Here is a 21,409-nt window from a genome sequence, read left to right as displayed (position 1 = left end):
CCCCTTGCGCTATTTTCACAAGCACGCTCAACGCGTCTGCGTGAGCAACGTCAGCAACAACTGTTCGTCGTCTTCCGCCGTCGGCGACGTATTGTCGAAGCGCAACAGCCCGGGGAAAGCGGCCGCAGGTGGCAAGATGCGACGCACGCGGTACTCGTCCCAGTGTGCGAGCTTGTACGCGTCATTGGGGTTGGCACGGCTGACGATGCGTGCTTTGGCGCTCGCCTCATCGAGATCGACCCAGACGACATGCACGCTCACGTCGTCCTCTACCCGAAGCCAGCCGCGATCGAACAGCAATCCTTCGCGCAACTCGCGCGAAAGCGGCGCGACCACCAGCACGTTCACGCCAAGCCGCAAGTTCTCGCGCGCCGTCTCCAGCAGCCCGGCGTACTCGGGCTCGCGCAACGTCTGCAAGTACATGGGGCTGTCGCGGTCGTTCGGATTCCCCGTGAGCGCCCCCATCACGGAGGCACTGAACTCGCCGTAGAGCGTGTCTTTGTCCAGCAGGCAGAAGGCCTCGCCGCTGCGCGTAATGAGCGGGCGAATCAGCCGTTTGGCCAACGTCGTCTTGCCCGCACCGGCGTGGCCGCAGAAGAATACGAGGCGCGTCATACCGTCACCTTGCGATTGCGCTTCACGAAGTCCATGGGCACGGTCATCAATTCAGCGCGGCGCTGAGCTTGCGGCGCCATGTGGCCACGGTAGCAGGATCGGCGCTGCTCAGCGCGTCGAACACAGCGAGCATCGACTTGCGGCCCACGTCGTCGCCAAACGTCCGATCGCGCTGCACGATGCTCAACAGCGTTTCGAGCGCCTGTTCGTACGAATGATCGGCCAGATAGCGATTGGCAAGATCGAGTTGCGCCTGAAGATTGTCCGGCTCGGCCTGCACCCGTTGCAGCAATTGCGCGGCGGGTGGCAGGTGGCTGGCTTGCTCGGCGGCGGCCAGACGCGTTTCCAGCGCCGCGATGCGCACATTGCCACCAGCGGCCGTGCGCGGCGAGATCAGCGCCAGTTCCGTGCGTGCGCCCGCAAGATCCCCCATTTCAATCAGCACGTCGACCAGATCGAGTCGAATTTCATCGTGCGCGGGGTCGAGCGCCAGCGCAGCTTGCAGTGCGTCGCGAGCGACTTCCGGCCGCCCCTCGGCAATGGCGTCGCGCGCCACACGACGCGCCATGTCCGCAGGGTTCGGCACGACACGTTCGATGAACGCGCGCAACTGGCCCTCGGGCAATGCGCCGACAAACTGGTCGACAGGCTCGCCATCGACGAAAGCCACGACCGTCGGCAAGCTGCGCACGCCGTAGTCGGCGCAAAGCTGGGCGTTCTCATCGGCGTTGATCTTCACGAGCCGCAGGCGACCCTGCGCCTCGGCTTCGAGCTTTTCCAGCAACGGCCCGAGCGCGTTGCACGGGCCGCACCAAGGCGCCCAGAAATCGGCAAGCACGGGCACTTGATGCGAGACGGCCAGCACGTCGTCGTCGAAACTGGCGAGGTTGGTGTCGATCATATGACCTATAGAGCGTGGTAAATTGCGTGAACGGTGGCCGTTATTCGGCGACGAATCCGTCATGGATTCGACATGGATGCTTCACTAACGACCGCTTGCAGGATGCATGACTGGTTTGATGCATGAATAACGCATGGTAATCGCAAAACTGGGCATATCGGTACGGACGCGCGCGAGCGCGCCGGGTTCCCGTCCCGGCCGTCATCGCCGCCGAGCGCCACACTGAGCGCTGCGCGCCGTCGCATGACACGCTGGGAGGCACATGCACGCAGGCCACGGCACGGCGATCTTCTTTACACAACTGCTTTTGCTGGTACTCGTCGGGCGCTTGCTCGGCGAGGTCATGCAGCGTCTGCGCCAACCCGCCGTGATGGGCCAGTTGCTCGCAGGCGTCCTCCTCGGCCCCTCGGTCTTCGGCGCCTTGCTACCCGCTTGGCAGCACGCAGTTTTCCCCGACAACGAAGCGCAGAAGAAGATGCTCGACGCGGTGTCCGAGCTCGGCGTTCTGCTGCTTCTGCTATCGACCGGACTCGAGACCGATCTGGGGCTCGTGCGGCGCATGAAGCGCATGGCGATCTTCGCGTCCGCCGGCGGCATGATCATTCCGTTTGCCTGTGGCTTCGCCCTCGGCTGGCATCTCCCCGACAATCTGCTCCCGCACCCCGAAGCCCGGCTGGTGACGTCGCTGTTCATCGGCACGGCGCTGTCGATCTCGTCGGTGAAGGTGGTCGCGATGGTGATTCGCGAGGTCGACTATCTGCGCCGCAATATCGGGCAGATCATCCTCGCGGCGGCCATTCTCGACGACACCACCGGGTGGATCATCATCGCAGCCATCGCCGGGCTTGGCGCCAGTGGCTCGATCGATATCGGTCATCTGTCGTTCAGTCTGGGCGGCACGCTGCTGTTCATCGTGCTGTGCTTCACCGTCGGCAAGCGTGCCGTCGCGGTAGCCATTCGCTGGACCAACGATCGCTTCACCAGCGAGATGCCGGTGCTGAGCGCCATTCTGGTGATCACCTTCGTGCTGGCGCTCGCGACCGACAAGCTCGGCGTGCATACCGCGCTGGGGGCGTTCATGGCGGGAGTGATGATCGGGCAATCGCCAATTCTCACCGAGCAGATCGAAGCGCAGTTGCGCGGCTTGATCGTCGCCCTCTTCGCGCCGGTGTTCTTCGGCGTGGCGGGGTTGTCGGTCGATCTCACCATTCTGTTCGACTGGCGGATGCTCGGGCTGGTGGCGGGGCTGATTCTGATCGCCAGCATCGGCAAATTTACCGGGTGTTTTCTGGGCGGACGTCTCGGCGGGATGTCGTCTGCGGAAGCGCTCGCGCTCGCCACCGGGATGAATGCGCGCGGCTCGACCGAGATCATCGTCGCGAGCATCGGGTTGTCGCTAGGCGTGCTGAGCAAAGACCTATTCACGATGGTCGTGATCATGGCGTTGATCACCACGCTGATCATGCCGCCCGTGCTGCGGCGCGCGCTGGTGCGTATTCCGCTGTCGGCCGAAGAGAAGGCACGGCTTGAGAAGGAAGCTGCCGAGGAAAAGGATTTCCTGCCGAATGTCGAACGCATTCTCGCGGCAGTGGACGGCAGTGCCAACGGCCGCTTCGCCGCATGGATCGCGGGGCTGACGGCCGGTGTGCGCGGCACGCTGACAACCGTGCTGGCGCCTGCGCCGGATGATGCCGAGGAAGGTACGCCTGACCGATCGGAGAAAAAACGCGCTGATGCCGATGACACCGCCAACGAGGAAGGTGCCGGACGCCACGCCTATGACATTGCCCTGAGCGCCGCAATGCTCGCTATTCCCCGTGCGCCGGGGACGCCGGGTGTCGACGACAAAGCCAAGGATCGCAAGGACGCCGCCAAAGAAGAAAAACACCCGGACGACACCGCTAAAGTCCTGCGGCGTGAAGCCGAGCGGCTGGTGCTGCGCGAGCGCACGGGCAAAGCGCCGCAGAAGACGCCAGAATTGCCGCACGGGCCGGTCGATAACGACGCAGGTGACGCGAACGGCGCAGCCACCGCCGCGTCCGTTGACGACGATCGCCAACGCGACGCCGACCCTGCCCCCAAGCATGAACCCGTCGGTGAAGCGCACGACGACAAGCGCGTCAGCAACGCAACGGAAGACGGCGAGTTCGTCGCGAGCGATCCTTCCGACGCAGCGCGCGAGCAAGAAGCGAAGCAAGCCGACACCAGCCACGAAGCCACGCGCATTTCCGACGAAATCGGCAAGGGCTACGGTTTTGTGATCGCGGGCTTCGACGCCCCCGGCGAAGAGTCCGATTCCGACGTTCCGCCCCTGCCCTTGCCCACTGGGGTGCTGCCGCTCACGAAGGCGTTCGATGGCGCCATCGCGATCGTCCTTGCCCACGGCGACCACGCGCGCACGCCCGACGCGCCGCTCGATATCCTCGTGCCGGTCTCGGGCACGGACTATTCCCGCCACGCCGCCGAGCTGGCCATCACGCTCGCACGCGCCACCAACGCCCCCGTGACGGCGCTGCACGTCTCGGCACGCATGGCACCGGGGATGATGCACAAGCGCTGGCGCCCACGGTCTCTGCGGCCCGACGCTGCGGAAGCCGCCATGCTTGAGAACCTGCAAGCGCTCGCAGAACGCAATGGCGTGACGCTGCGCACGCGCCTGCTCGCTGGCGGCAAGGTCGACGAAGCGGTGCTGCATCAGATCCATCACGGCAAACACAACCTGCTCGTGCTCGGTGTGCAACCGCGCTTCGGCGACCGTCTCAACTTCGGTGCCATCTCGCATCGCTTGCTCGAAGAGCGCCGCTGTTCGGTGATCGTGCTGAGCGCGTAGCAATGTCGTCCACGTGATTGGCGAGCATAAAAAAGCCCGCAGCCGGAAAATCCGGCTGCGGGCTTTCTAAACAGCAAACGAACCTACTTTGCCGCAGGCTTACGTTCCGGGATCGGAATCCATTCCGTCTCGCCTGGCACGTGGCCCATTTGCTGCGCAGTCCAGGCAGTCTTGGCCTGCTCGATACGCTCGCGGCTCGACGACACGAAATTCCAGAAGATGAAGCGGTCGCCATCGAGCGGCGCGCCGCCCAACAGCATCAATCGCGCAGGTTGATCGCCCGCCACCACGTTCACATCGCTGCCCGGTGCGAGCACGCCCATGCGCTGCTCGGGCAACGATTCGCCGTTCACCGTGACCTCGCCTTGCACCGTGTAGATGGCGCGCTCCGCGTACTCCGGGGGCAACACGAAGGCCGCGCACGGCGCCATTTCCACCGCGAGATAGAAGATCGGCGAGAACACTTTCACCGGTGACGTCTCGCCAAAGGCTTCGCCGAGAATCAGGCGCATATGCACGCCCGGTGCAAAGATGTCGGGCAGCGACGACGCCTCGTGATGCGAGAACGATGGCTCGGTCTCCTCATCGGCTTGCGGCAAGGCGACCCACGTCTGAATACCGTGCACGTCACCGCCGCGCTCGCGCACGTCTTCCGGGGTGCGCTCGGAGTGCACGATGCCGCGACCGGCAGTCATCCAGTTCACGGCCCCCGGCGTGATGCGCTGATCGCTGCCGAGGCTGTCGCGGTGATTGATTTCCCCGTCAAACAGATACGTGACCGTCGCCAGCCCGATGTGCGGGTGCGGGCGCACATCCATGCCCTGCCCCGGCGCAAGCGTGGCTGGCCCCATGTGATCGAAGAAGATGAACGGCCCGACCGTCTTGAACGGCAGGCTCGGCAGACTGCGTTGCACCGTGAACGCGCCAATGTCGCTCGTATGCGGCTTGAGGACGGCGAGAAACGGGCTGGTGGCGCTGGTAGGGCTGGAGGAACCGGTCATGACGCGAAGCTCCTGAACTGGCTGTGGGGGAACGATGATCGATTGTAGAGGACATTGCGCGGCGGCTCCATGACGCATCGGTCGCAATGACCCGCCGCAACGCTCCTATAATGCAGGCATCCCGAAACGCTTTTACTGCGCGCCGCTACGGTGCGCTCAGGCTCATGAACAAAGCATTCGTCAAAGAAGACAGCGGCGACGACGACGATGATCTCGACGCCGGCGCCCCCGAAATTCCTGCGGGCACGAAGAACTACATCACGCCAGCCGGCTATCGACGGCTCAAGGACGAACTGCTCGATCTGATCGACAATCAGCGTCCCGAGGTGGTGAAGATCGTCTCGTGGGCGGCGTCGAACGGCGACCGCTCGGAGAATGGCGACTACATCTACGGCAAGCGCCGCCTGCGCGAGATCGATCGCCGTATCCGCTTTCTCACCAAACGGCTCGACAATGCCGAAGTCGTCGACACGCGTCGGCAGGAAAACGTCGATCAGGTGTTTTTCGGCGCAGAAGTCACTTATGCCGACGGCAAGGGCGACGAGCACACCATCATGATCGTGGGCATCGACGAGGTCGATCTCGACCGGGGCCGCGTCAGCTGGATCTCACCGATGGCGCGCGCCATCACCAAGGCCAAGGTCGGCGACACCGTGCCCCTGCGCACGCCGGCCGGACTCGAACAGATCGAAATTCTGGACGTGCACTATCCGCCATCGGAATGACGGCAGCGCAAAGTCATTAAAGGGAAATCATTGAAACGCCGACGCCGCGCCAGACTGGCGTGCGTCGGCCGTCACATCATCAGAAGGGACCGCGCTCGCGGGCAATACGCATCGCGTGATTGGCGTGCAACTCTTCCTGATGCCGTTCACTCGGACGCTCGCGGGCCACACGCATCACGTCCGGATTCACGCGGATACGGCGCATCACGTTGGCAAGATGCACCCGATCGCTCACCTGAATCAGGAAGCGCAGGGTGGCCGACTCGTCCGGCACGACTTCATCCATCCCGATGTGCACGATGTTCGCGTCCGACGCCGTGATATCGGCCGCCACACGCGAGAACACGCCACGGTTGTGATGCACGAGCACCTTGATGCCGACGTCGAACATGCGGCCCGGCAGCGGTGCCCAGGCCACGTCGATCCAGCGCGTCGGATCTTTGCGATGGATGCGGCGCGCGACCGGACAATCGGTCGTGTGAATCGCCATGCCGAGGCCGATGCCGATATAGCCCATGATCGCGTCGCCCGGAATCGGGCGGCAGCAGGCGGAGAACTGCACCGACATGCCTTCGGTGCCGGTGATGAGCACCGGCGGGCCGACATTCTCGTCGCCGGTACGCGGGGCATCCGGATCGTCCGGGCTGTCGTCGTTCTCGCCTTCCTTGCCCGACGAGAGCACCGCGAGGCGCTTGGCCATGACGGCCGCCACGCGGCGTCCGAGGCCGATGTCGGCAAAGATGTCCTGACGATCCTTGTTGCCGGTCCACTGCGCGAGCTTTTCCCAGATCTCCGGAGAAATCTCGCTCATGGTCAGGCCGTAGCCCTTCAATGCCTGCTCGACCAGACGCTCGCCAAGTTGCACCGATTCGGCAAAACGCATCGTCTTGAGGTAATGCCGGATCACCGAGCGTGCCTTGCCGGTACGCACAAAGCCCAGCCACGCGGGGTTGGGCTTTGAATACGGGGCGGTAATCACTTCCACGATGTCGCCGTTCTTCAACTCGGTGCGCAGCGGCAGCAACTCGTTGTTGATCTTGACGGCCACGCACTGGTTACCCAGATCGCTGTGCACCGAATAGGCGAAATCGAGCGCCGTGGCGCCGCGCGGCAGCGCCATGATGCGCGCCTTGGGCGTGAAGACGTAGACGGCGTCGGGGAACAGGTCGATCTTGACGTGTTCGAGGAATTCGGTCGAATCGCCGGTCTCGCTCTGAATGTCGAGCAGCGATTGCAACCATTGATGCGCGTACTTCTGCACATCGTTCATGTCGGCGCCGCCGTTCTTGTACAGCCAGTGCGCCGCCACGCCCGCTTCCGCAATCTCGTGCATGTGGCGGGTGCGGATCTGAAACTCGATGGGCGTACCGAACGGGCCAACGAGGGTCGTATGCAACGACTGGTAGCCGTTGACCTTCGGAATGGCGATGTAGTCCTTGAACTTGCCCGGCACGGGCTTGTAGAGCGCGTGCAGGACACCGAGTGAGAGATAGCACTGCGGATTCGATTCAACGACGATACGGAAGCCGTAGACGTCGAGCACCTGCGAGAACGAGAGCTGCTTTTCCTGCATCTTGTTGTAGATGCTGAACAGCGTCTTCTCGCGGCCGAAGACGTCGGCACTCACGCCGCCTTCCTTGAGGGCTTTCTCGACGGCGTCGAGAATCTTGCCCACCACCTCGCGCCGGTTGCCGCGCGCGGCCTTGACGGCCTTATCGAGCACGGCGTAACGACGCGGATGGTAATTCGCGAAGCTCAGATCCTGAAGTTCGCGATAGGTATTGTTCAGGCCCAGCCGGTGGGCGATGGGCGCATAGATGTCGAGCGTTTCGCGCGCCACGCGGCGACGCTTCTCGGTCGACGTGACGCCCAGCGTGCGCATGTTGTGCAGCCGGTCGGCGAGCTTGACGAGGATGACGCGCACGTCGCGCGCCATGGCGAGCAGCATCTTGCGGAAACTCTCCGCCTGCGCTTCTTCGCGGCTGCGAAACTCCATCTTGTCGAGTTTCGACAGACCGTCGACCAGTTCGGCGACTTTCGGACCGAAACGCTCAGCGAGTTCGGCCTTCGTCACGCCCTGGTCTTCCATCACGTCGTGCAACAGCGCAGCCATGATCGACTGTGCGTCGAGTTTCCACTCGGCACAGATCTCGGCTACGGCGACGGGGTGGGTAATGTAAGGCTGTCCGCTCTGGCGATATTGGCCCAGGTGGGCTTCGTCGCTGAACTGGAAGGCTTCTTTGATCTGCGCGAGTTCGCTTTCCTTGAGGTACTCCCCAAGCATGCCCTTCAGACGGGCAATCGATACGACCTCGTGCTTGCGCGGCTGCTCGGGCGTCGCGGTCGGACCGAAGAGGTGCCGATACGACTGTTCGAGCAGTGCGTCGATGTACTGCCGCGTGGCGCTTTCGCCCTTTTTCTTCTTGCGCTCGGGCTTGGGCTCCCCCGCTTTGGGTTCATCCGCAGCGATGGACGTGGCCGGTGATTTCGCGTGACTCATACGTGTACCTGCATCGTCGAGCGGCCCGGAACGTCACATCGCATTAGTGCTGTCTCCCGAAAATCAGAGCGGCACTTTCTTGAGCATCTCGATGCCCACCTGACCCGCTGCGATTTCGCGCAGCGCGACGACGGTCGGCTTGTCCTTGTTGTTCTCGAGCTTCGGCGTGTGACCTTGCGCCAGTTGGCGGGCGCGGTAGGTCGCAGCGAGTGCGAGCTCGAAGCGATTCGGGATTTGTTTCAGGCAATCTTCAACGGTAATTCGGGCCATAACGAGGTTCCTTCTCAATATAGGGCGTATTCTATCGCAGCCGGCGAACACTCGCGCAAAACGCGAACGCCAGCCAGCGCGCAGCGATACGTAAAACGGGTTATTCGTCTTCCTGCGGCGAGTGAATGCCGAGTTCGATGAACAGTGATTCGTGACGCGCGCGCTGCGAAGTGAAGCCCAAACGCGTGGCCGTGACCACCGATTGCAGCTCCGCCAGCGCACGCTGGAAGTCTTCATTGATGATGATGAAGTCCGCTTCCGGGGCGTGAGCCATCTCGCCACCAGCCGCCAGCAGACGGCGCGTGATGACGTTCGGTTCATCCTGACCGCGCTTCTTCAGGCGCTCCTCAAGTGCCGCGATCGACGGCGGCAGAATGAAGATGCCCACCGCATTGATAAAGCGCTTGCGCACCTGCTGCGCGCCTTGCCAATCAATTTCCAGCAGCACGTCGTGACCGTCGCGCATCTGTTCTTCGATCCACACGCGCGACGTACCGTAGTAGTTGCCGTGCACTTCAGCGCTTTCGAGGAATTCCCCCTGCTTGCGGCGCGCGACGAAATCTTCTGCGCTCAGAAAGTGATATTGCACGCCGTCCTCTTCACCGGGACGCGGCGGGCGTGTGGTGCTCGAGATCGACAGACGGATCTCGTCGTCCTGCGCGAGCAGTGCGTTCACGAGCGTGGATTTGCCCGCGCCCGAGGGGGCGACCACCATGAACAGATTGCCGGGATATTCGGCGTGCAAGGCGGTTTGCGGGATGGGCGATTGCGGGGACATGCGAGTTACTCCAGGTTCTGCACTTGCTCGCGCATCTGCTCGATATAGAGCTTGAGCTCCATCGACGCATCGGCAAGTTCTTTCGAGGCGGCCTTCGAGCCGAGCGTATTCGCTTCGCGATTAAGCTCCTGCATCATGAAGTCCAGCCGTTTGCCCACCAAGCCCCCCTTGTCGAGGATGTGGCGGGTTTCCTTCAGGTGAGCATCGAGGCGCGTGAGTTCTTCCGCCACGTCGATGCGCACGCCATACATCGTCACTTCCTGACGAATACGATCGGCAATCTCTTCCTTGCCCGGTGCCGCGGCCCCTTCGGGAATCACGATGCCCAGCGCTTCATGCAGACGATCGACGATCTTCTGCTGATGGCGCGCGACCAGTTCCGGCACGAGCGGTTGCAGGCCCGTGAGGATCGTTTCCATGCGTTCGATACGCTCGATCAGGCTTTGCTTGAGTTGCGCGCCTTCGCGCTTGCGCACGTCGACGAGGTCACCGATGGCAGCGCGGCCGGCGTCGATGACGGCTTCACGCAGGGCTTCCGCCGTGACCGACTCTTCGCCGAGCACGCCCGGCCAGCGCAGAATTTCACCGGTGCGCATCCGTTCCGCATCGGGAAAGAGCGCGAGCACCTGTTGTTCGAGATCGGCGAGCTGGCGCACGGCGTCGATATTCAGCGCGCCATTCACACCGCTTTCGGGGCGTTGCACGTTGATACGGATGTCGACCTTGCCGCGCGAGAGCTTGGCCGTCAGGCCTTCGCGCAGTGTCGGTTCGCACGCGCGCGCCTCTTCCGGCATACGGAAAGCCAGATCGAGGAAGCGCGAATTAACCGTGCGCAATTCGACCGACACGCTCGCGCCTGCGGCTCCATCGGCATGCGCAATGTCGCGCGTGACGCTGGCGTAGCCGGTCATACTATAGATATTGTTGTCTTTCATCGGGGTGACCGGTACCACGCGCCCATGACACTTTGTCAGCGGGACGGATGCAGCAGCCGGTTTTGCATGCATGGATGAAATGCGATTATCGCATTTTCCGGCCGAAGGGCTGGCGAATCGCGTTTAGCGATACCATTCGGGTATTGCTGCATAAATTCACCCTCGCAGGACACTCTCACATGACGCAAATCACCCGCCCGGACGGCCGTGCGCAAAACGCACTGCGCCCCGTGCGCATTACCCGCCAATACACCCGTTACGCCGAAGGTTCCGTGCTCATCGAATGCGGCGAAACCAAGGTCATCTGCACCGCCAGCGTCGAAGAAAAGGTGCCGGGCTTTCTGCGCGACTCCGGTCAGGGCTGGCTCACAGCCGAATACGGCATGCTGCCGCGCGCCACGCACACCCGTAGCGACCGCGAAGCCGCACGCGGCAAGCAAAGCGGCCGCACGCAGGAAATCCAGCGTCTGATCGGCCGCTCGCTGCGCGCCGTGTTCGATCTGGAGAAATTCGGTCCGCGCACCATCCAGATCGACTGTGACGTGCTTCAGGCCGACGGCGGCACGCGTTGCGCCTCGATCACCGGCGCGTTCGTCGCCGCGCACGACGCCGTGTCGAAACTCATCGCCGACGGCAAGCTCGAAGCGTCGCCCATTCGCGCCCACGTGGCGGCCGTGTCGGTCGGCATGTACCAAGGCCAGCCGGTGCTTGACCTGAACTACGCGGAAGACTCCGCCTGCGACACCGACATGAACGTCATCATGACGAGCGAAGGCGGTTTCGTGGAAATTCAGGGCACCGCCGAAGGCACCCCGTTCACGCGCGAACAAAGCAATGTGCTGCTCGATCTGGCGGATGCCGGCATTCGTCAGCTGATCGATGCGCAAAAGCGCGCGCTGGGAGTGTAACGATGGCGATGCAGAAGATCGTGCTGGCGTCGAACAACCCGGGCAAGCTGCGTGAGTTTGCGTCGCTGTTCGAGCCGCTCGGCATTGAACTCGTGCCGCAGGGCATGCTCGGCGTGTCGGAGGCGGAAGAGCCGCACGTGACCTTCATCGAGAACGCGCTGACCAAGGCACGCCATGCGGCGGCGGCCACCGGCCTGCCCGCGCTCGCAGACGATTCGGGGCTGTGCGTGCCGATTCTCGGCGGGGCCCCGGGCGTCTATTCGGCGCGCTACGCCGCACGTGCGGGTCGTGAAAAGTCGGATGCCGCCAATAACAAGCATTTGATCGAACAACTGGCACCGCACGCCGACAAGCCCGGCTATCGCGATGCGTATTACTTCGCTGCTTTGGTGCTGGTGCGTCATGCCGAAGATCCGCAGCCGATCATTGCCGAAGGCCGCTGGGACGGTGAAATCGTCGACACACCGCGCGGCGCGCACGGTTTCGGCTACGACCCGCACTTCCTGATTCGTTCGTTGAATCAGACCGCTTCGGAACTCGATCCTGCCGTGAAGAACGCCCACAGCCACCGCGCTCGCGCGCTGCGTGTGCTGCTCGAAAAGCTGGGCCGGGAGGCGTGAGCGGTATGACTGAATCCACGATGTCCGTACAGAACTTCCTGCGGCCCGGCAAAATCAGCTTGCCGGCCTTGCCGCCGATGTCGCTGTACGTGCACTTTCCGTGGTGCGTGCGCAAGTGCCCGTATTGCGACTTCAACTCGCACGAGTGGCGTGGCGCGGGCGGCGCGCAGGCGTTTCCCGAGCAAGCGTATCTCGATGCGTTGCGTCAGGATCTGGAGCAATCGCTGCCGTTGGTGTGGGGACGTCCGGTGCATACCGTCTTCATCGGCGGCGGCACGCCCAGCTTGCTGTCGGCCGCCGGGCTTGACCGGTTGCTGTCGGATTTGCGCGCGCTGTTGCCGCTCGACGCCGACGCCGAGATCACCATGGAGGCGAACCCGGGCACGTTCGAAGCCGACAAGTTCCGCAGTTTCCGGGCGAGTGGCATCAACCGTCTGTCGATCGGGATTCAGAGCTTCAACAGCGAGCATCTGAAGGCGCTGGGTCGTATTCACGACGGTGACGAAGCACGTCACGCCATCGAAATCGCGCAGGCGAACTTCGACAACTTCAATCTCGACCTGATGTTCGCGCTGCCGAACCAGACGCTTGCGCAGTGTCAGCAGGACGTGGAAACGGCGCTGTCTTTCTCGCCGCCGCATTTGTCGCTGTACCACCTCACGCTCGAACCGAACACGCAATTCCACAAGTATCCGCCGACCGTGCCCGACGACGACACTGCGGCCGACATGCAGGACTGGATTGCCGAGCGTACGGCAGCTGGCGGCTTCGAGCATTACGAAGTGTCGGCTTATGCGCAACCGCTTCGTCGCGCGAAGCACAACCAGAACTACTGGGAATTCGGCGACTACCTCGGCATTGGGGCGGGCGCGCATAGCAAGATTTCGTTCCCGCATCGGGTCTTGCGTCAGATTCGGCACAAGCATCCGCAACGCTTTATGGAAGCGGCTGCCGCTGGCAGCGCCGTGCAGGAAGAGAACGAAGTCGATGCGCGCGATCTGCCGTTCGAGTTCATGCTGAACGCGCTGCGACTCACGGGCGGCGTGAAAAGCGAGTTGTTCGCCGATCGCACTGGCTTGCCGATGTCGAAGATCGCGAAGGGGCTGACGGCTGCCGTCGAAAAGGGACTGCTCGTCGACGACCCGCAACGCATTGCGCCGACCGAGTTGGGACAGCGATTCCTGAACGACCTGCAAGGGATGTTTCTGGACCGATCGGGTAGCTAACCGCTGTTACCGCTAGTCGAAACCGTTGTTTAAATGCCCGCCACATCCTGATAGATGTGGCGGGCATTTTTCATAGGGCGATCATGCGTCGGGGCGACGACAGCGCCCTGCCCTCACCCCAACGCCGTACCGATCTCCCGCAGCGCCTTCCGAATGATCTTGCCAGTGACGGTCATCGGCAATTCCGGCAGGAACACGACCTTGCGCGGGTATTCGTGGGCGGCGAGCCGCGTCTTCACGAAATTCTGAATTTCACGAGACAGTTCATCCGACGGTTCAAAGCCCTCGCGCAGCACGACGAACGCCTTCACGATTTCCGTACGAAGTTCGTCCGGCTCGCCGATCACGGCGGCGAATTGGACCGACGGATGCCGGATCAGACAGTCTTCGATGGGCCCGGGGCCGATGCGATAGCCTGCGCTGGTGATGACGTCGTCCGAGCGGCCAGTGAACGTGATATAGCCCTGTTCGTCGACAAAGCCCGCGTCGCCGGTGAGCAGGAAGTCGCCGCGATACTTTTCCATCGTGGCGTCGGGGTTATGCCAGTAGCCGAGGAACATGACTGGGTTCGGCCGGGCAATCGCGATATTACCGACCGCACCGACCGGCAACGGCACACCGTCGTCATCGACGATGGTCACGGCGTGACCGCGCACGGCACGTCCGATGGCGCCGGGCAGCGCGGGGAATTCCGACGCGCACGACGACACCACCATGTTGCATTCCGTCTGCCCGTAGAACTCGTTGATGTCCACGCCGAGGTGTTCGCGCCCCCACGCCAGCAGTTCGGGGCCGAGCGATTCTCCGCCGCTGGCGACCGAACGCAGTTGCAGCGGCCAGTGTTCGCGTGGCGACGTAACGGTGCGCAGCATCTTGAGCGCAGTGGGCGGCAGGAACGTGTTGCGCACGCCGTGGCGCGCCATCAGATCGAACGCGGCGACCGGATCGAACTTCTCGAAGCGTCGCGAGAGCACCGGCACACCATGGTGAAGGGCTGGCAGCAGCACATCGAGCAGCCCGCCGATCCAAGCCCAGTCGGCGGGCGTCCAGATCAGATCGCCTTCATGGGGAAAGCCGTTGTGCGAGGTTTCGACACCGGGCAGATGCCCAAGCAACACGCGGTGCGCGTGCAGCGCACCCTTCGGCTTGCCGGTGGTGCCCGAGGTATAGATGATCAACGCGGGCGCGTCTGCACGCGTTTGCACTGGCTCGAAAGCGGCTTCGCGCCGGGCGATGGCTGGCCAGAGCGCAAGCAAGCCATCTTCGGCGACACCCCAGTCTTCGTCATCCGAGACATGGTGATGGGCTTCGGGCAGATCGTCGTGGACGACATAGACGAGTCGCAGGTCGGGCAACTCGCCGCGAATGTCGTCGATCTTGCCGATGCTGGCGAGGTCCGTGACGAGGACGGCGGCGCCGGAGTTTTGCAGCCGGTAGGCGAGCGCTTCGGGGCCGAACAGCGTGAAGAGCGGCACGGCGATGGCGCCGAGCTTGTAGGCTGCGACGTGGGCAACGAGCGTGGCGGGCGACTGGGGCAGGAAAATGCCGATGCGATCGCCGGCCTTGACGCCGTTGGCGCGCCATTCGTTGGCGAGTCGATTGGAGAGTTCTTTTAGTACGTCGAAGGTGAGCCGCACGTGCACACCGTCGGCGCTCTCGTGAATGAGGGCGAGACGGTTGGAGCCGTCGGCCCACTTATCGCAGACGTCCACGCCGATGTTGTAGAGCGTGGGAATCTGCCACGCGAAGGCGGCTTCGCCCGCGGTATTCGGGATGCTTGGGGAATTTCGGGTATGGGTCGCGCGCTCGCCACTGGCGTCATTTGACGTCTCACGGGCGGAATCGCGGGAGGTGTCGGCATCCATGCGGTGTCTCCGGGTCATGTCTGGCCTCGCACGGCACGCCGGGAGCGGTCACCGTACGTCTGGAAGCATGATGCATGCCGGACGCGGACAAAACAAGGGGGAGATGGGGGAACTCTTGGATTTAAGCGGGGTGTGAGGCGATTTTGGTGTGTTTGATGCTTCACATCGGGAGGCGAGCGGGTATAATGCGCGCTGCCGTGCGGTACCGGACTGCGTCGGAAACCCGACGCCGATTCCCCCGGACCGCACGCTTCTCGAAGCCGTCGTTCCAGACGGCATCAACAGGCCACGACAGTTGGTCGTGCGCAACGCCCCGGAGGCGTGCCAGAGTGGTTTAATGGACTGGTCTTGAAAACCAGCGAAGGGGTAACCCTTCCGTGAGTTCGAATCTCACCGCCTCCGCCAGAGTTTCTTTAAGTTCCCGATATTAGCAACGGACTTTTTCGGTCGGTGCTCAGCAAGAGTCAGATCGTTCCGTGTGTGCTCAGTGCAACTAGGCAGCAGCCCCTGACCTGCATCTCGCCGCGACAGGTCTTTGGCGCGATAACAAACGCACAAACGTGAAAGTGCCTCTCGTAGTAAGAGGCACCAAGCAAAGGCGAAAAGGTGACGGGATCAATTGGGCACGAGCATGCCGTTGCCAACAAAACTCAAATCGTCATCCAACCGTTGCGTTACATCGAGAACTTCATCCGCAAGGTCCCCCATCTGCTCGAAGTATGCGTTTGCGAATTCTGGAGGAATGGATTCCGCGCTCTCTTGATTTGCCGCCACCATGCAAAGTGCGACGAGGCGTTCCGACAGGCATTGCAGCCTGTCGAGTGAGTCACGAACAGCGGGGGAGGTAGATGTGGGGAATGTCATGCGGTGTCCTTTTGCTAACCGTTTGAATCCCGCTCACGCATCCATCTACTGGAGGGTGGGCGGGCATTGGATTAGGTTTGCAGACCGCAATGAACATGGCTCAACGGCACACCTGACGGTGTCCCAATCCAAGCCCACCCATAAGGAAGACGTACAGGATCATGCACACGATAGCCGCAGAACATCGCGGCTGTGTGCCCGTGAACTCATTGTCGGGCTGCAAATCCCGGTCACGTTTGGGACGTGACGGCTCAAGAATATTGGGCCAGGAAGCGCATGACAATGTCAGGGAAGCGCAACTTTACAGCACCGCGCCTTATTCGGACGCATCCCTAGAAAGTACTTGGGAAAGCTCTGACGAATCGCACGTTGAGCAACAGAAAACAGCCCCTTTCTCGGCAAATTTTCAAGGTGACCGCCAGATCGAATGCGGCGCTCTACGCAGCTTGATGCACGCACTTATGCCGCCTTAGAGACGCCCACATGACCATCGCCGACTGAATACAGCCCACCTCAAACCAACGCCCCCACCCCACCCGCCTCTTCCCGCCGACGCAACCGCCACCAGATCAGCACGGCGACGAACGCTTCGAGCGCCGCCACGATCCAAAGGCCGCCGTTGAAGTTGCCCGTCGCGTCCTTGACGATACCCAGCAAGTACGGCGAGCCAAACCCGGCCAGATTCGCTACCGAGTTGATAAACGCGACACCCATCGCAGCAGCGCCGCCTGCAAGGTAAGCATTCGGCAATTGCCAGAACACCGGGATCGCACCCATCGTGCCCGACACGGCCACCACCAGACACAGGAACGCCGCGACGCCATTGCTCCCAGCAAACACCCCAACACCCGCCAAACCGCACGCACCGATGAACACCGGAATCGCGCAATGCATCCGTGCCTCGCGACGCTTGTCCGCGCTGTACCCAATCGCAATCTGGAAGATCGCCCCGAACACGTACATCACGCCGACGAGCAATCCGATATGCAACGGGTTGGTCGGACCCAACGCCCGAACGATCGTCGGTGCGAAGAACGAGAGCGTCGCGTTCGCCGCCACGATGCCGAAGTAGATCCCCGTGAGCAACCACAGCTTCGGGCTGCGCACGGCCAGCATGAAGCTGTGCTCGCGCTTGCCAGCACTTGCGCCGTCACGATCCAGATCCGCTTGAAGCAGTCGCTTCTCCTGCTCAGACAGCCAACTGGCCTGCTCCGGCTTATCCACCAGAAACCACACGGCCAGCATGCCCGCGAGCACCGTCGGCACGCCTTCAAGCAGAAACAGCCACTGCCATCCCGCCCAACCGTTCACACCATGCATCCCATTGAGGATCGCCCCAGCCAGCGGCGCCCCCACGACCGACGACACTGCCGACGCCGAGATGAACCACGCGAACGCCTTCGCCCGCCGATGCGCCGGAAACCAGAACGTGAGATAGAGCAACACCCCCGGCTGGAAACCCGCCTCGAATGCGCCAAGCAGGAAACGCATCACATAGAAATACGCTGGCGAATGCGTGAACATCATCAACACGCAAATCGTCCCCCAGCCCAACGTAATTCGCGCCAGCGTGCGTCGCGCACCGATGCGCAGCAACAGCCAGTTGCTCGGAATCTCCAGAAAAAAATACCCGAGGAAGAAGATGCCCGCACCGATGCCGTAGACCGTTTCGCTAAAGCCCAGATCCTGCTGCATTTGCAGCTTCGCGAAGCCGACGTTTACGCGGTCGATCCACGCCAGCATCCACAGCACGAAGATGAACGGAATGATCCGCCACATGATCTTCTTGTAGATCGGGTCGAGCATTTGCTGACTCGGATTCGCGAAGACATTGTTCGTATCGCCGGCCGGCGACACAGGTTGTTGGTTCATGGCATCTCCTGCCGGGTTCGGCATGCTCTCGTACGTTTTATTTCGCACCATCGACGGCGCGCGTGTTTGCGTCGTTTTGTCGCTTTAACGGGTTTTCAGGCGGCGTCATTCAAGCCGCTTCATCAAGCCGCATGGCGTGAAGCAAAGCACGACACGCCGCAGGCACTGGCCCGATTACGGGAATGGAGAAGCGCTCGCACAACGCCTGCGCCGCCTCCCCCAACGGCCCGCCGCCGATGACCACGGCCTGCGCACCGTCTTGCGCAATGCAGGCCTGCACAGCACTTGCAAGACTGGTCTCCAGTTGCGCAGGCACATCCCCAAGTGCCAGTGGGTCGCCCGTCGTAAAGCGCGATCCGGTGAAGCTCGCGCCAAGCCCGAGCTTGCGCACATTCGCCGCAATCGAATCGGCCAGCAGCGGCGTCGTAGTGGCGATACCGAACCGACGCCCGCCCTCTGCCGCCTCACGCACGGAGGCCGTGCCGATCCCCACGACCGGCACCTCCAGACGCGCACGCAAAGCCTCCATGCCCGGGTCGCCAAACGCACCGACGATCACCCCATCCGCTTGCGCCGCCAGCGCCACGACCTGCGGGTCGTTCACCGCCTCGGCTGCCACGGCCAGATCCTGCTCGTTGACGATCATCGGGGCACCGCGCGACACCGTCGCCCCGACGACGGTCGGTGGCGACGCCATCACACTGACGAAATACGATCGGGCGATGTCGACCATCATTTGCGTCGTCGCCGTCGACGTGTTCGGGTTGAGGAGCAGTATTTGAGTCATGAAAATCTCGGCGAGTTAGAACGAGTCAGAACAAATCAAAACGCGTCAGGAAAATCAGGCGGCGGGCGACGCACCTGCGGCAGCACGCGCGGTGGCAGGCGTCGTATCGTTCGGTGCATCACCCGGCACATCAGGACCATCAATCGGCTTACCGAACGTCTCCGGCGCGAACGTCAGCGCAAGGGCGAACACCGCGTACATCGCGGCCATCATCCCGAACATGCCGCCGATGCCGTATTGGTCGAACACGCGTCCGGCGACCAGCGGCATTGCCGCGCCTGCCAGCGTGCCCAGCGCGAGGATGAACGCCGTGCCGAACGCGCGCACTCGCGTCGGGTAAAGCTCGGGGGCGTAAATCCAGATGGACGTATTGAGCAGAAGCACACAGAACTGGAAAGCCGCGCCGAACACGAGAATCAACGGCTGCGATTTCGACAGAAAGCCGAAACACAAACCGATGACGCACGCCGCGATGGCGCCAGTCGTCAGGACACGTTTGCGTGGAAAGCGGAAACCGAAATACGACGCTGTGATCGCACCGAGCAAGCTGCCCGACTGCATCACGATGGTGAACAGGAAGCTCTTGTTGAGCGTGTAGCCCTGCGCCATGAGAATCGTCGGCATCAACGTAAGCACCGAAATCTGCGCGCCGTACGTCATGCAAACGGCGATGCCCACAGCGACAGTGCGTCGCGCCAGCGGTCCGACGAAGACCTCGCGCAAGCGCACTTTCTGAGCGCGGTGCTCACCTTCCGGCGCTTCGCTCAGATAGCGCTTTTCCCCACCGGCGGACTTGCCGAGCTTGCCCGAGGCGAGAATGTTGAGCACACGATTGGCTTCCTCCACCCGGCCTTTGGAGAACAAGAAGCGCGGCGTCTCCGGAATGAAGCGGCGATACAGCAGCACGAAGAATGCTGGCAGCACCAGACAACCGAACAACCAACGCCAGCTATCCGGCCCCGGGAAGAACGCAAAGACCGCGAGACCGAACGCCGGCGCCAGCATATTGCCGAGCCCGCCACCCGCGACGTTGATCGCGCCCACGGCCACGCCACGGAAGCGCGAGGAGCAGAACTCCGCCAGCATCGTGACGGCAATCGAGATCTCGCCGCCCAGACCGAAGCCGACGATGAAGCGCCCTGCGGCGAGCATGGTGTAGTTCGTGGCCAAGGCGCAGATCAATGCGCCCAGCGTGAAGAGCATCAGGTTGATGCTCAGCATGGTGCGGCGTCCGTAGCGGTCGGCGATGTAGCCGGACCCCAATCGCCCGATCGCGGCGGCCCCGAACGTCAGCGTATTGAGAAAGCCGATCTGCGCACCGGAAAGGCCCCAGTACTCACGCAGCAACGGCCCCACAAGACCGACAGCGTTCTGCTCGAAAACGTCGAACAACACCCCGAACAGAATCAGTGCGAGGATTTTCTTGTGTGACGGCGTCACGCCAATGTCGTCGAGCGCCCGTTCGAGCTGCTGCAACCTTGGTTCCGACGAGGATACGACCACTTCTGCGCCCATCGTAAAACTCCCTGCGCCTCAATTGGCGCCTTGCGACCGATTGCCTCGCCCTCTGATGAACCTTGTTCGGTTAATATTTTTTCAGATTATTTGTTTTTGAAAATTATTTTTCATATCAGGGTTTCACCGGACGTGCGAAGCCCTTGGCGAGAGACGCCAATCGCAGAGTTCGATCAGGGAAAAGTTAGGAAAAGCTTGATGCCCGGGGCGCTACGGCGCGCAGCGTCCCCGTGCAGAAGGCGGACTTAGATTTCGTCCAGCGCGTCGTGGAAGGCTTCCACCAGACCAAGATGACGACGCCCCGGATTGCCCGCCAGCGTCATCACTTGCGTCACGATCAGGTGGCACAAACCGATCACCGCCGTGTGATTGTCGAGCACGCCCGGCCCTTGCACATCGCATTGCAGCGACCACTTCGCGGGCGTCTTTGCCGCTGCGTTACGCTCGGCTCGCTCGGTGATGTAGACGAGATTCGGGCACGCCTTGGCGAGTTGCGCAACGATGGCCGGCATCTGACGGATACGGCGGCGCAGCGCGAAAACGATCACAACGTCATCCGCACCGATGCCCGCGAGGTGCTCGCCCAACGTCTCCCCTGCACCCGGAATCACTTGCGCGCTCGGCACGATTTGCAGCAGTTGCCAGCGGAAATACATCGCGAGCGGATGGCTCGACCGGAAGCCCACGACCCAGACTTTGCGGGCCGCGAGAATGGCCGCAGCAATCTGCGCGATTTCGTTGGACGAGAGGCGCCGATAGGTCGCGTCGATGTTGGCAAGGCTTTGCTGACGTTGCGCCCCGACGAGATCGTCGGCGACGGCTTCGGTCACCGGTGTCGTCGCCGCCATCGCCAGCGGCGAGCCCGCGCGTTGTTCCGAGCGGACGTGCTTGCGCGCATCGTCAAACGACGCGTAGCCCAGACGTCGCACAAAACGCGTAACGGTAGCGTTGGACACCTGCGCCAGCGTCGCAAGCTCCGACGCCGTGTACCCCGCCAGATCCCCCGGCAAATCCAGTGCGAACTCCGCCAGACGCCGCTCCGATGGCGAGAGCTGATCCAGCTGTTCTCGAATCCTGCCGACGAAAGACTTCTTCACGTGAGGTGCCATAAGCGAGGGTGGTTGCGGCGGGCAGTTTAGGGTCGGCTATTGTCGCGCGAATCGGCGCGAATTCGCCATTCGAGGGTAAACAACTAGA

At 62.5% G+C, this 21,409-nt stretch carries 18 protein-coding genes and 1 tRNA gene; 6 read left to right on the top strand and 13 right to left on the bottom strand.

Annotation, left to right across the window (positions count from 1 at the left end; translation table 11 throughout):
• Positions 1-27: 27 nt before the first annotated feature.
• The gene (locus AT302_RS08755) at positions 28-615 is read right to left on the bottom strand and encodes an AAA family ATPase (RefSeq protein ID WP_058378110.1); all 588 of its coding nucleotides are present in this window, start codon (positions 613-615) and stop codon (positions 28-30) included.
• A 46-nt stretch (positions 616-661) separates the two neighbouring features.
• A complete protein-coding gene (gene trxA, locus AT302_RS08750; protein ID WP_058380195.1) occupies positions 662-1,513 on the bottom strand; it encodes a thioredoxin in 852 nt (283 codons plus the stop codon).
• A gap of 265 nt (positions 1,514-1,778) precedes the next feature.
• Here trxA and AT302_RS08745 point away from each other — a divergent pair, with 265 nt between their 5' ends.
• A complete protein-coding gene (locus tag AT302_RS08745; protein ID WP_058378109.1) occupies positions 1,779-4,346 on the top strand; it encodes a cation:proton antiporter domain-containing protein in 2,568 nt (855 codons plus the stop codon).
• Positions 4,347-4,429: 83 nt separating this feature from the next.
• Here the strand turns inward: AT302_RS08745 and AT302_RS08740 are convergent, their stop codons facing one another.
• Positions 4,430-5,347, bottom strand: a complete 918-nt coding sequence (locus tag AT302_RS08740; protein WP_058378108.1) for a pirin family protein — start codon at positions 5,345-5,347, stop codon at positions 4,430-4,432.
• A 164-nt stretch (positions 5,348-5,511) separates the two neighbouring features.
• Between AT302_RS08740 and greB the strand changes: the two genes are divergently transcribed.
• On the top strand, positions 5,512-6,072 hold the full coding sequence (gene greB / locus AT302_RS08735; RefSeq protein ID WP_058378107.1) for a transcription elongation factor GreB: 561 nt from the start codon (positions 5,512-5,514) through the stop codon (positions 6,070-6,072).
• Between the two features lie 79 nt (positions 6,073-6,151).
• Here the strand turns inward: greB and AT302_RS08730 are convergent, their stop codons facing one another.
• From AT302_RS08730 to AT302_RS08715, 4 genes are all read right to left on the bottom strand, one after another.
• Positions 6,152-8,572, bottom strand: coding sequence for a RelA/SpoT family protein (locus tag AT302_RS08730; protein ID WP_058378106.1), 2,421 nt, complete (start codon positions 8,570-8,572; stop codon positions 6,152-6,154).
• 63 nt (positions 8,573-8,635) lie between these two features.
• A complete protein-coding gene (gene rpoZ, locus AT302_RS08725; protein WP_039397582.1) occupies positions 8,636-8,842 on the bottom strand; it encodes a DNA-directed RNA polymerase subunit omega in 207 nt (68 codons plus the stop codon).
• A gap of 100 nt (positions 8,843-8,942) precedes the next feature.
• Positions 8,943-9,620, bottom strand: a complete 678-nt coding sequence (gene gmk, locus AT302_RS08720; RefSeq protein ID WP_058378105.1) for a guanylate kinase — start codon at positions 9,618-9,620, stop codon at positions 8,943-8,945.
• Between the two features lie 5 nt (positions 9,621-9,625).
• A complete protein-coding gene (locus AT302_RS08715) occupies positions 9,626-10,555 on the bottom strand; it encodes a YicC/YloC family endoribonuclease (protein ID WP_058378104.1) in 930 nt (309 codons plus the stop codon).
• Positions 10,556-10,734: 179 nt separating this feature from the next.
• On the opposite strand from AT302_RS08715, the gene rph reads away from it, so the two are divergent.
• From rph to hemW, 3 genes are read left to right on the top strand one after another with little or no spacing between them, the layout of a single operon-like run.
• On the top strand, positions 10,735-11,463 hold the full coding sequence (rph, locus tag AT302_RS08710; RefSeq protein ID WP_058378103.1) for a ribonuclease PH: 729 nt from the start codon (positions 10,735-10,737) through the stop codon (positions 11,461-11,463).
• A gap of 2 nt (positions 11,464-11,465) precedes the next feature.
• Entirely contained in the window at positions 11,466-12,083 is a 618-nt protein-coding gene (rdgB, locus tag AT302_RS08705; protein WP_058378102.1) for an RdgB/HAM1 family non-canonical purine NTP pyrophosphatase, read from the top strand.
• Between the two features lie 5 nt (positions 12,084-12,088).
• Positions 12,089-13,309 carry a radical SAM family heme chaperone HemW gene (gene hemW / locus AT302_RS08700; protein WP_058378101.1) on the top strand — a complete coding sequence of 407 codons (1,221 nt, stop codon included), beginning with the start codon at positions 12,089-12,091 and terminating at the stop codon, positions 13,307-13,309.
• 113 nt (positions 13,310-13,422) lie between these two features.
• Here hemW and AT302_RS08695 read toward each other — a convergent pair whose 3' ends face one another.
• Positions 13,423-15,174, bottom strand: a complete 1,752-nt coding sequence (locus tag AT302_RS08695; protein WP_157125731.1) for an acyl-CoA synthetase — start codon at positions 15,172-15,174, stop codon at positions 13,423-13,425.
• A gap of 315 nt (positions 15,175-15,489) precedes the next feature.
• Between AT302_RS08695 and AT302_RS08690 the strand changes: the two genes are divergently transcribed.
• Positions 15,490-15,579 (top strand) — tRNA-Ser (locus tag AT302_RS08690).
• Positions 15,580-15,789: 210 nt separating this feature from the next.
• Here the strand turns inward: AT302_RS08690 and AT302_RS08685 are convergent.
• The 5 genes from AT302_RS08685 to AT302_RS08665 all read right to left on the bottom strand — a co-directional run bounded on the left by AT302_RS08685 (position 15,790) and on the right by AT302_RS08665 (position 21,309).
• Positions 15,790-16,038, bottom strand: a complete 249-nt coding sequence (locus tag AT302_RS08685) for a hypothetical protein (protein WP_058378100.1) — start codon at positions 16,036-16,038, stop codon at positions 15,790-15,792.
• A 513-nt stretch (positions 16,039-16,551) separates the two neighbouring features.
• Positions 16,552-17,910, bottom strand: a complete 1,359-nt coding sequence (locus AT302_RS08680) for an MFS transporter (RefSeq protein ID WP_058378099.1) — start codon at positions 17,908-17,910, stop codon at positions 16,552-16,554.
• Positions 17,911-18,019: 109 nt separating this feature from the next.
• Complete coding sequence (locus AT302_RS08675) at positions 18,020-18,697, bottom strand: aspartate/glutamate racemase family protein (protein ID WP_058378098.1); 678 nt, start codon at positions 18,695-18,697, stop codon at positions 18,020-18,022.
• A 54-nt stretch (positions 18,698-18,751) separates the two neighbouring features.
• Positions 18,752-20,212, bottom strand: a complete 1,461-nt coding sequence (locus AT302_RS08670; protein WP_058378097.1) for an MFS transporter — start codon at positions 20,210-20,212, stop codon at positions 18,752-18,754.
• Positions 20,213-20,457: 245 nt separating this feature from the next.
• On the bottom strand, positions 20,458-21,309 hold the full coding sequence (locus tag AT302_RS08665; RefSeq protein ID WP_237172099.1) for a MurR/RpiR family transcriptional regulator: 852 nt from the start codon (positions 21,307-21,309) through the stop codon (positions 20,458-20,460).
• Between the last annotated feature and the right edge of the window lie 100 nt (positions 21,310-21,409).

Source organism: Pandoraea norimbergensis, from assembly GCF_001465545.3.
Lineage (GTDB): Bacteria > Pseudomonadota > Gammaproteobacteria > Burkholderiales > Burkholderiaceae > Pandoraea > Pandoraea norimbergensis.
This window is presented reverse-complemented; position numbering and strand designations above follow the sequence as displayed.

Coding starts and splice junctions, on each gene's coding strand:
- AT302_RS08755 (WP_058378110.1), bottom strand. CDS start 615: ATGACGCGCCTCGTATTCTTCTGCGGCCACGCCGGTGCGGGCAAGACG.
- AT302_RS08745 (WP_058378109.1), top strand. CDS start 1,779: ATGCACGCAGGCCACGGCACGGCGATCTTCTTTACACAACTGCTTTTG.
- AT302_RS08740 (WP_058378108.1), bottom strand. CDS start 5,347: ATGACCGGTTCCTCCAGCCCTACCAGCGCCACCAGCCCGTTTCTCGCC.
- greB (WP_058378107.1), top strand. CDS start 5,512: ATGAACAAAGCATTCGTCAAAGAAGACAGCGGCGACGACGACGATGAT.
- AT302_RS08730 (WP_058378106.1), bottom strand. CDS start 8,572: ATGAGTCACGCGAAATCACCGGCCACGTCCATCGCTGCGGATGAACCC.
- rpoZ (WP_039397582.1), bottom strand. CDS start 8,842: ATGGCCCGAATTACCGTTGAAGATTGCCTGAAACAAATCCCGAATCGC.
- gmk (WP_058378105.1), bottom strand. CDS start 9,620: ATGTCCCCGCAATCGCCCATCCCGCAAACCGCCTTGCACGCCGAATAT.
- AT302_RS08715 (WP_058378104.1), bottom strand. CDS start 10,555: ATGAAAGACAACAATATCTATAGTATGACCGGCTACGCCAGCGTCACG.
- rph (WP_058378103.1), top strand. CDS start 10,735: ATGACGCAAATCACCCGCCCGGACGGCCGTGCGCAAAACGCACTGCGC.
- rdgB (WP_058378102.1), top strand. CDS start 11,466: ATGGCGATGCAGAAGATCGTGCTGGCGTCGAACAACCCGGGCAAGCTG.
- hemW (WP_058378101.1), top strand. CDS start 12,089: ATGACTGAATCCACGATGTCCGTACAGAACTTCCTGCGGCCCGGCAAA.
- AT302_RS08695 (WP_157125731.1), bottom strand. CDS start 15,174: ATGGATGCCGACACCTCCCGCGATTCCGCCCGTGAGACGTCAAATGAC.
- AT302_RS08685 (WP_058378100.1), bottom strand. CDS start 16,038: ATGACATTCCCCACATCTACCTCCCCCGCTGTTCGTGACTCACTCGAC.
- AT302_RS08680 (WP_058378099.1), bottom strand. CDS start 17,910: ATGAACCAACAACCTGTGTCGCCGGCCGGCGATACGAACAATGTCTTC.
- AT302_RS08675 (WP_058378098.1), bottom strand. CDS start 18,697: ATGACTCAAATACTGCTCCTCAACCCGAACACGTCGACGGCGACGACG.
- AT302_RS08670 (WP_058378097.1), bottom strand. CDS start 20,212: ATGGGCGCAGAAGTGGTCGTATCCTCGTCGGAACCAAGGTTGCAGCAG.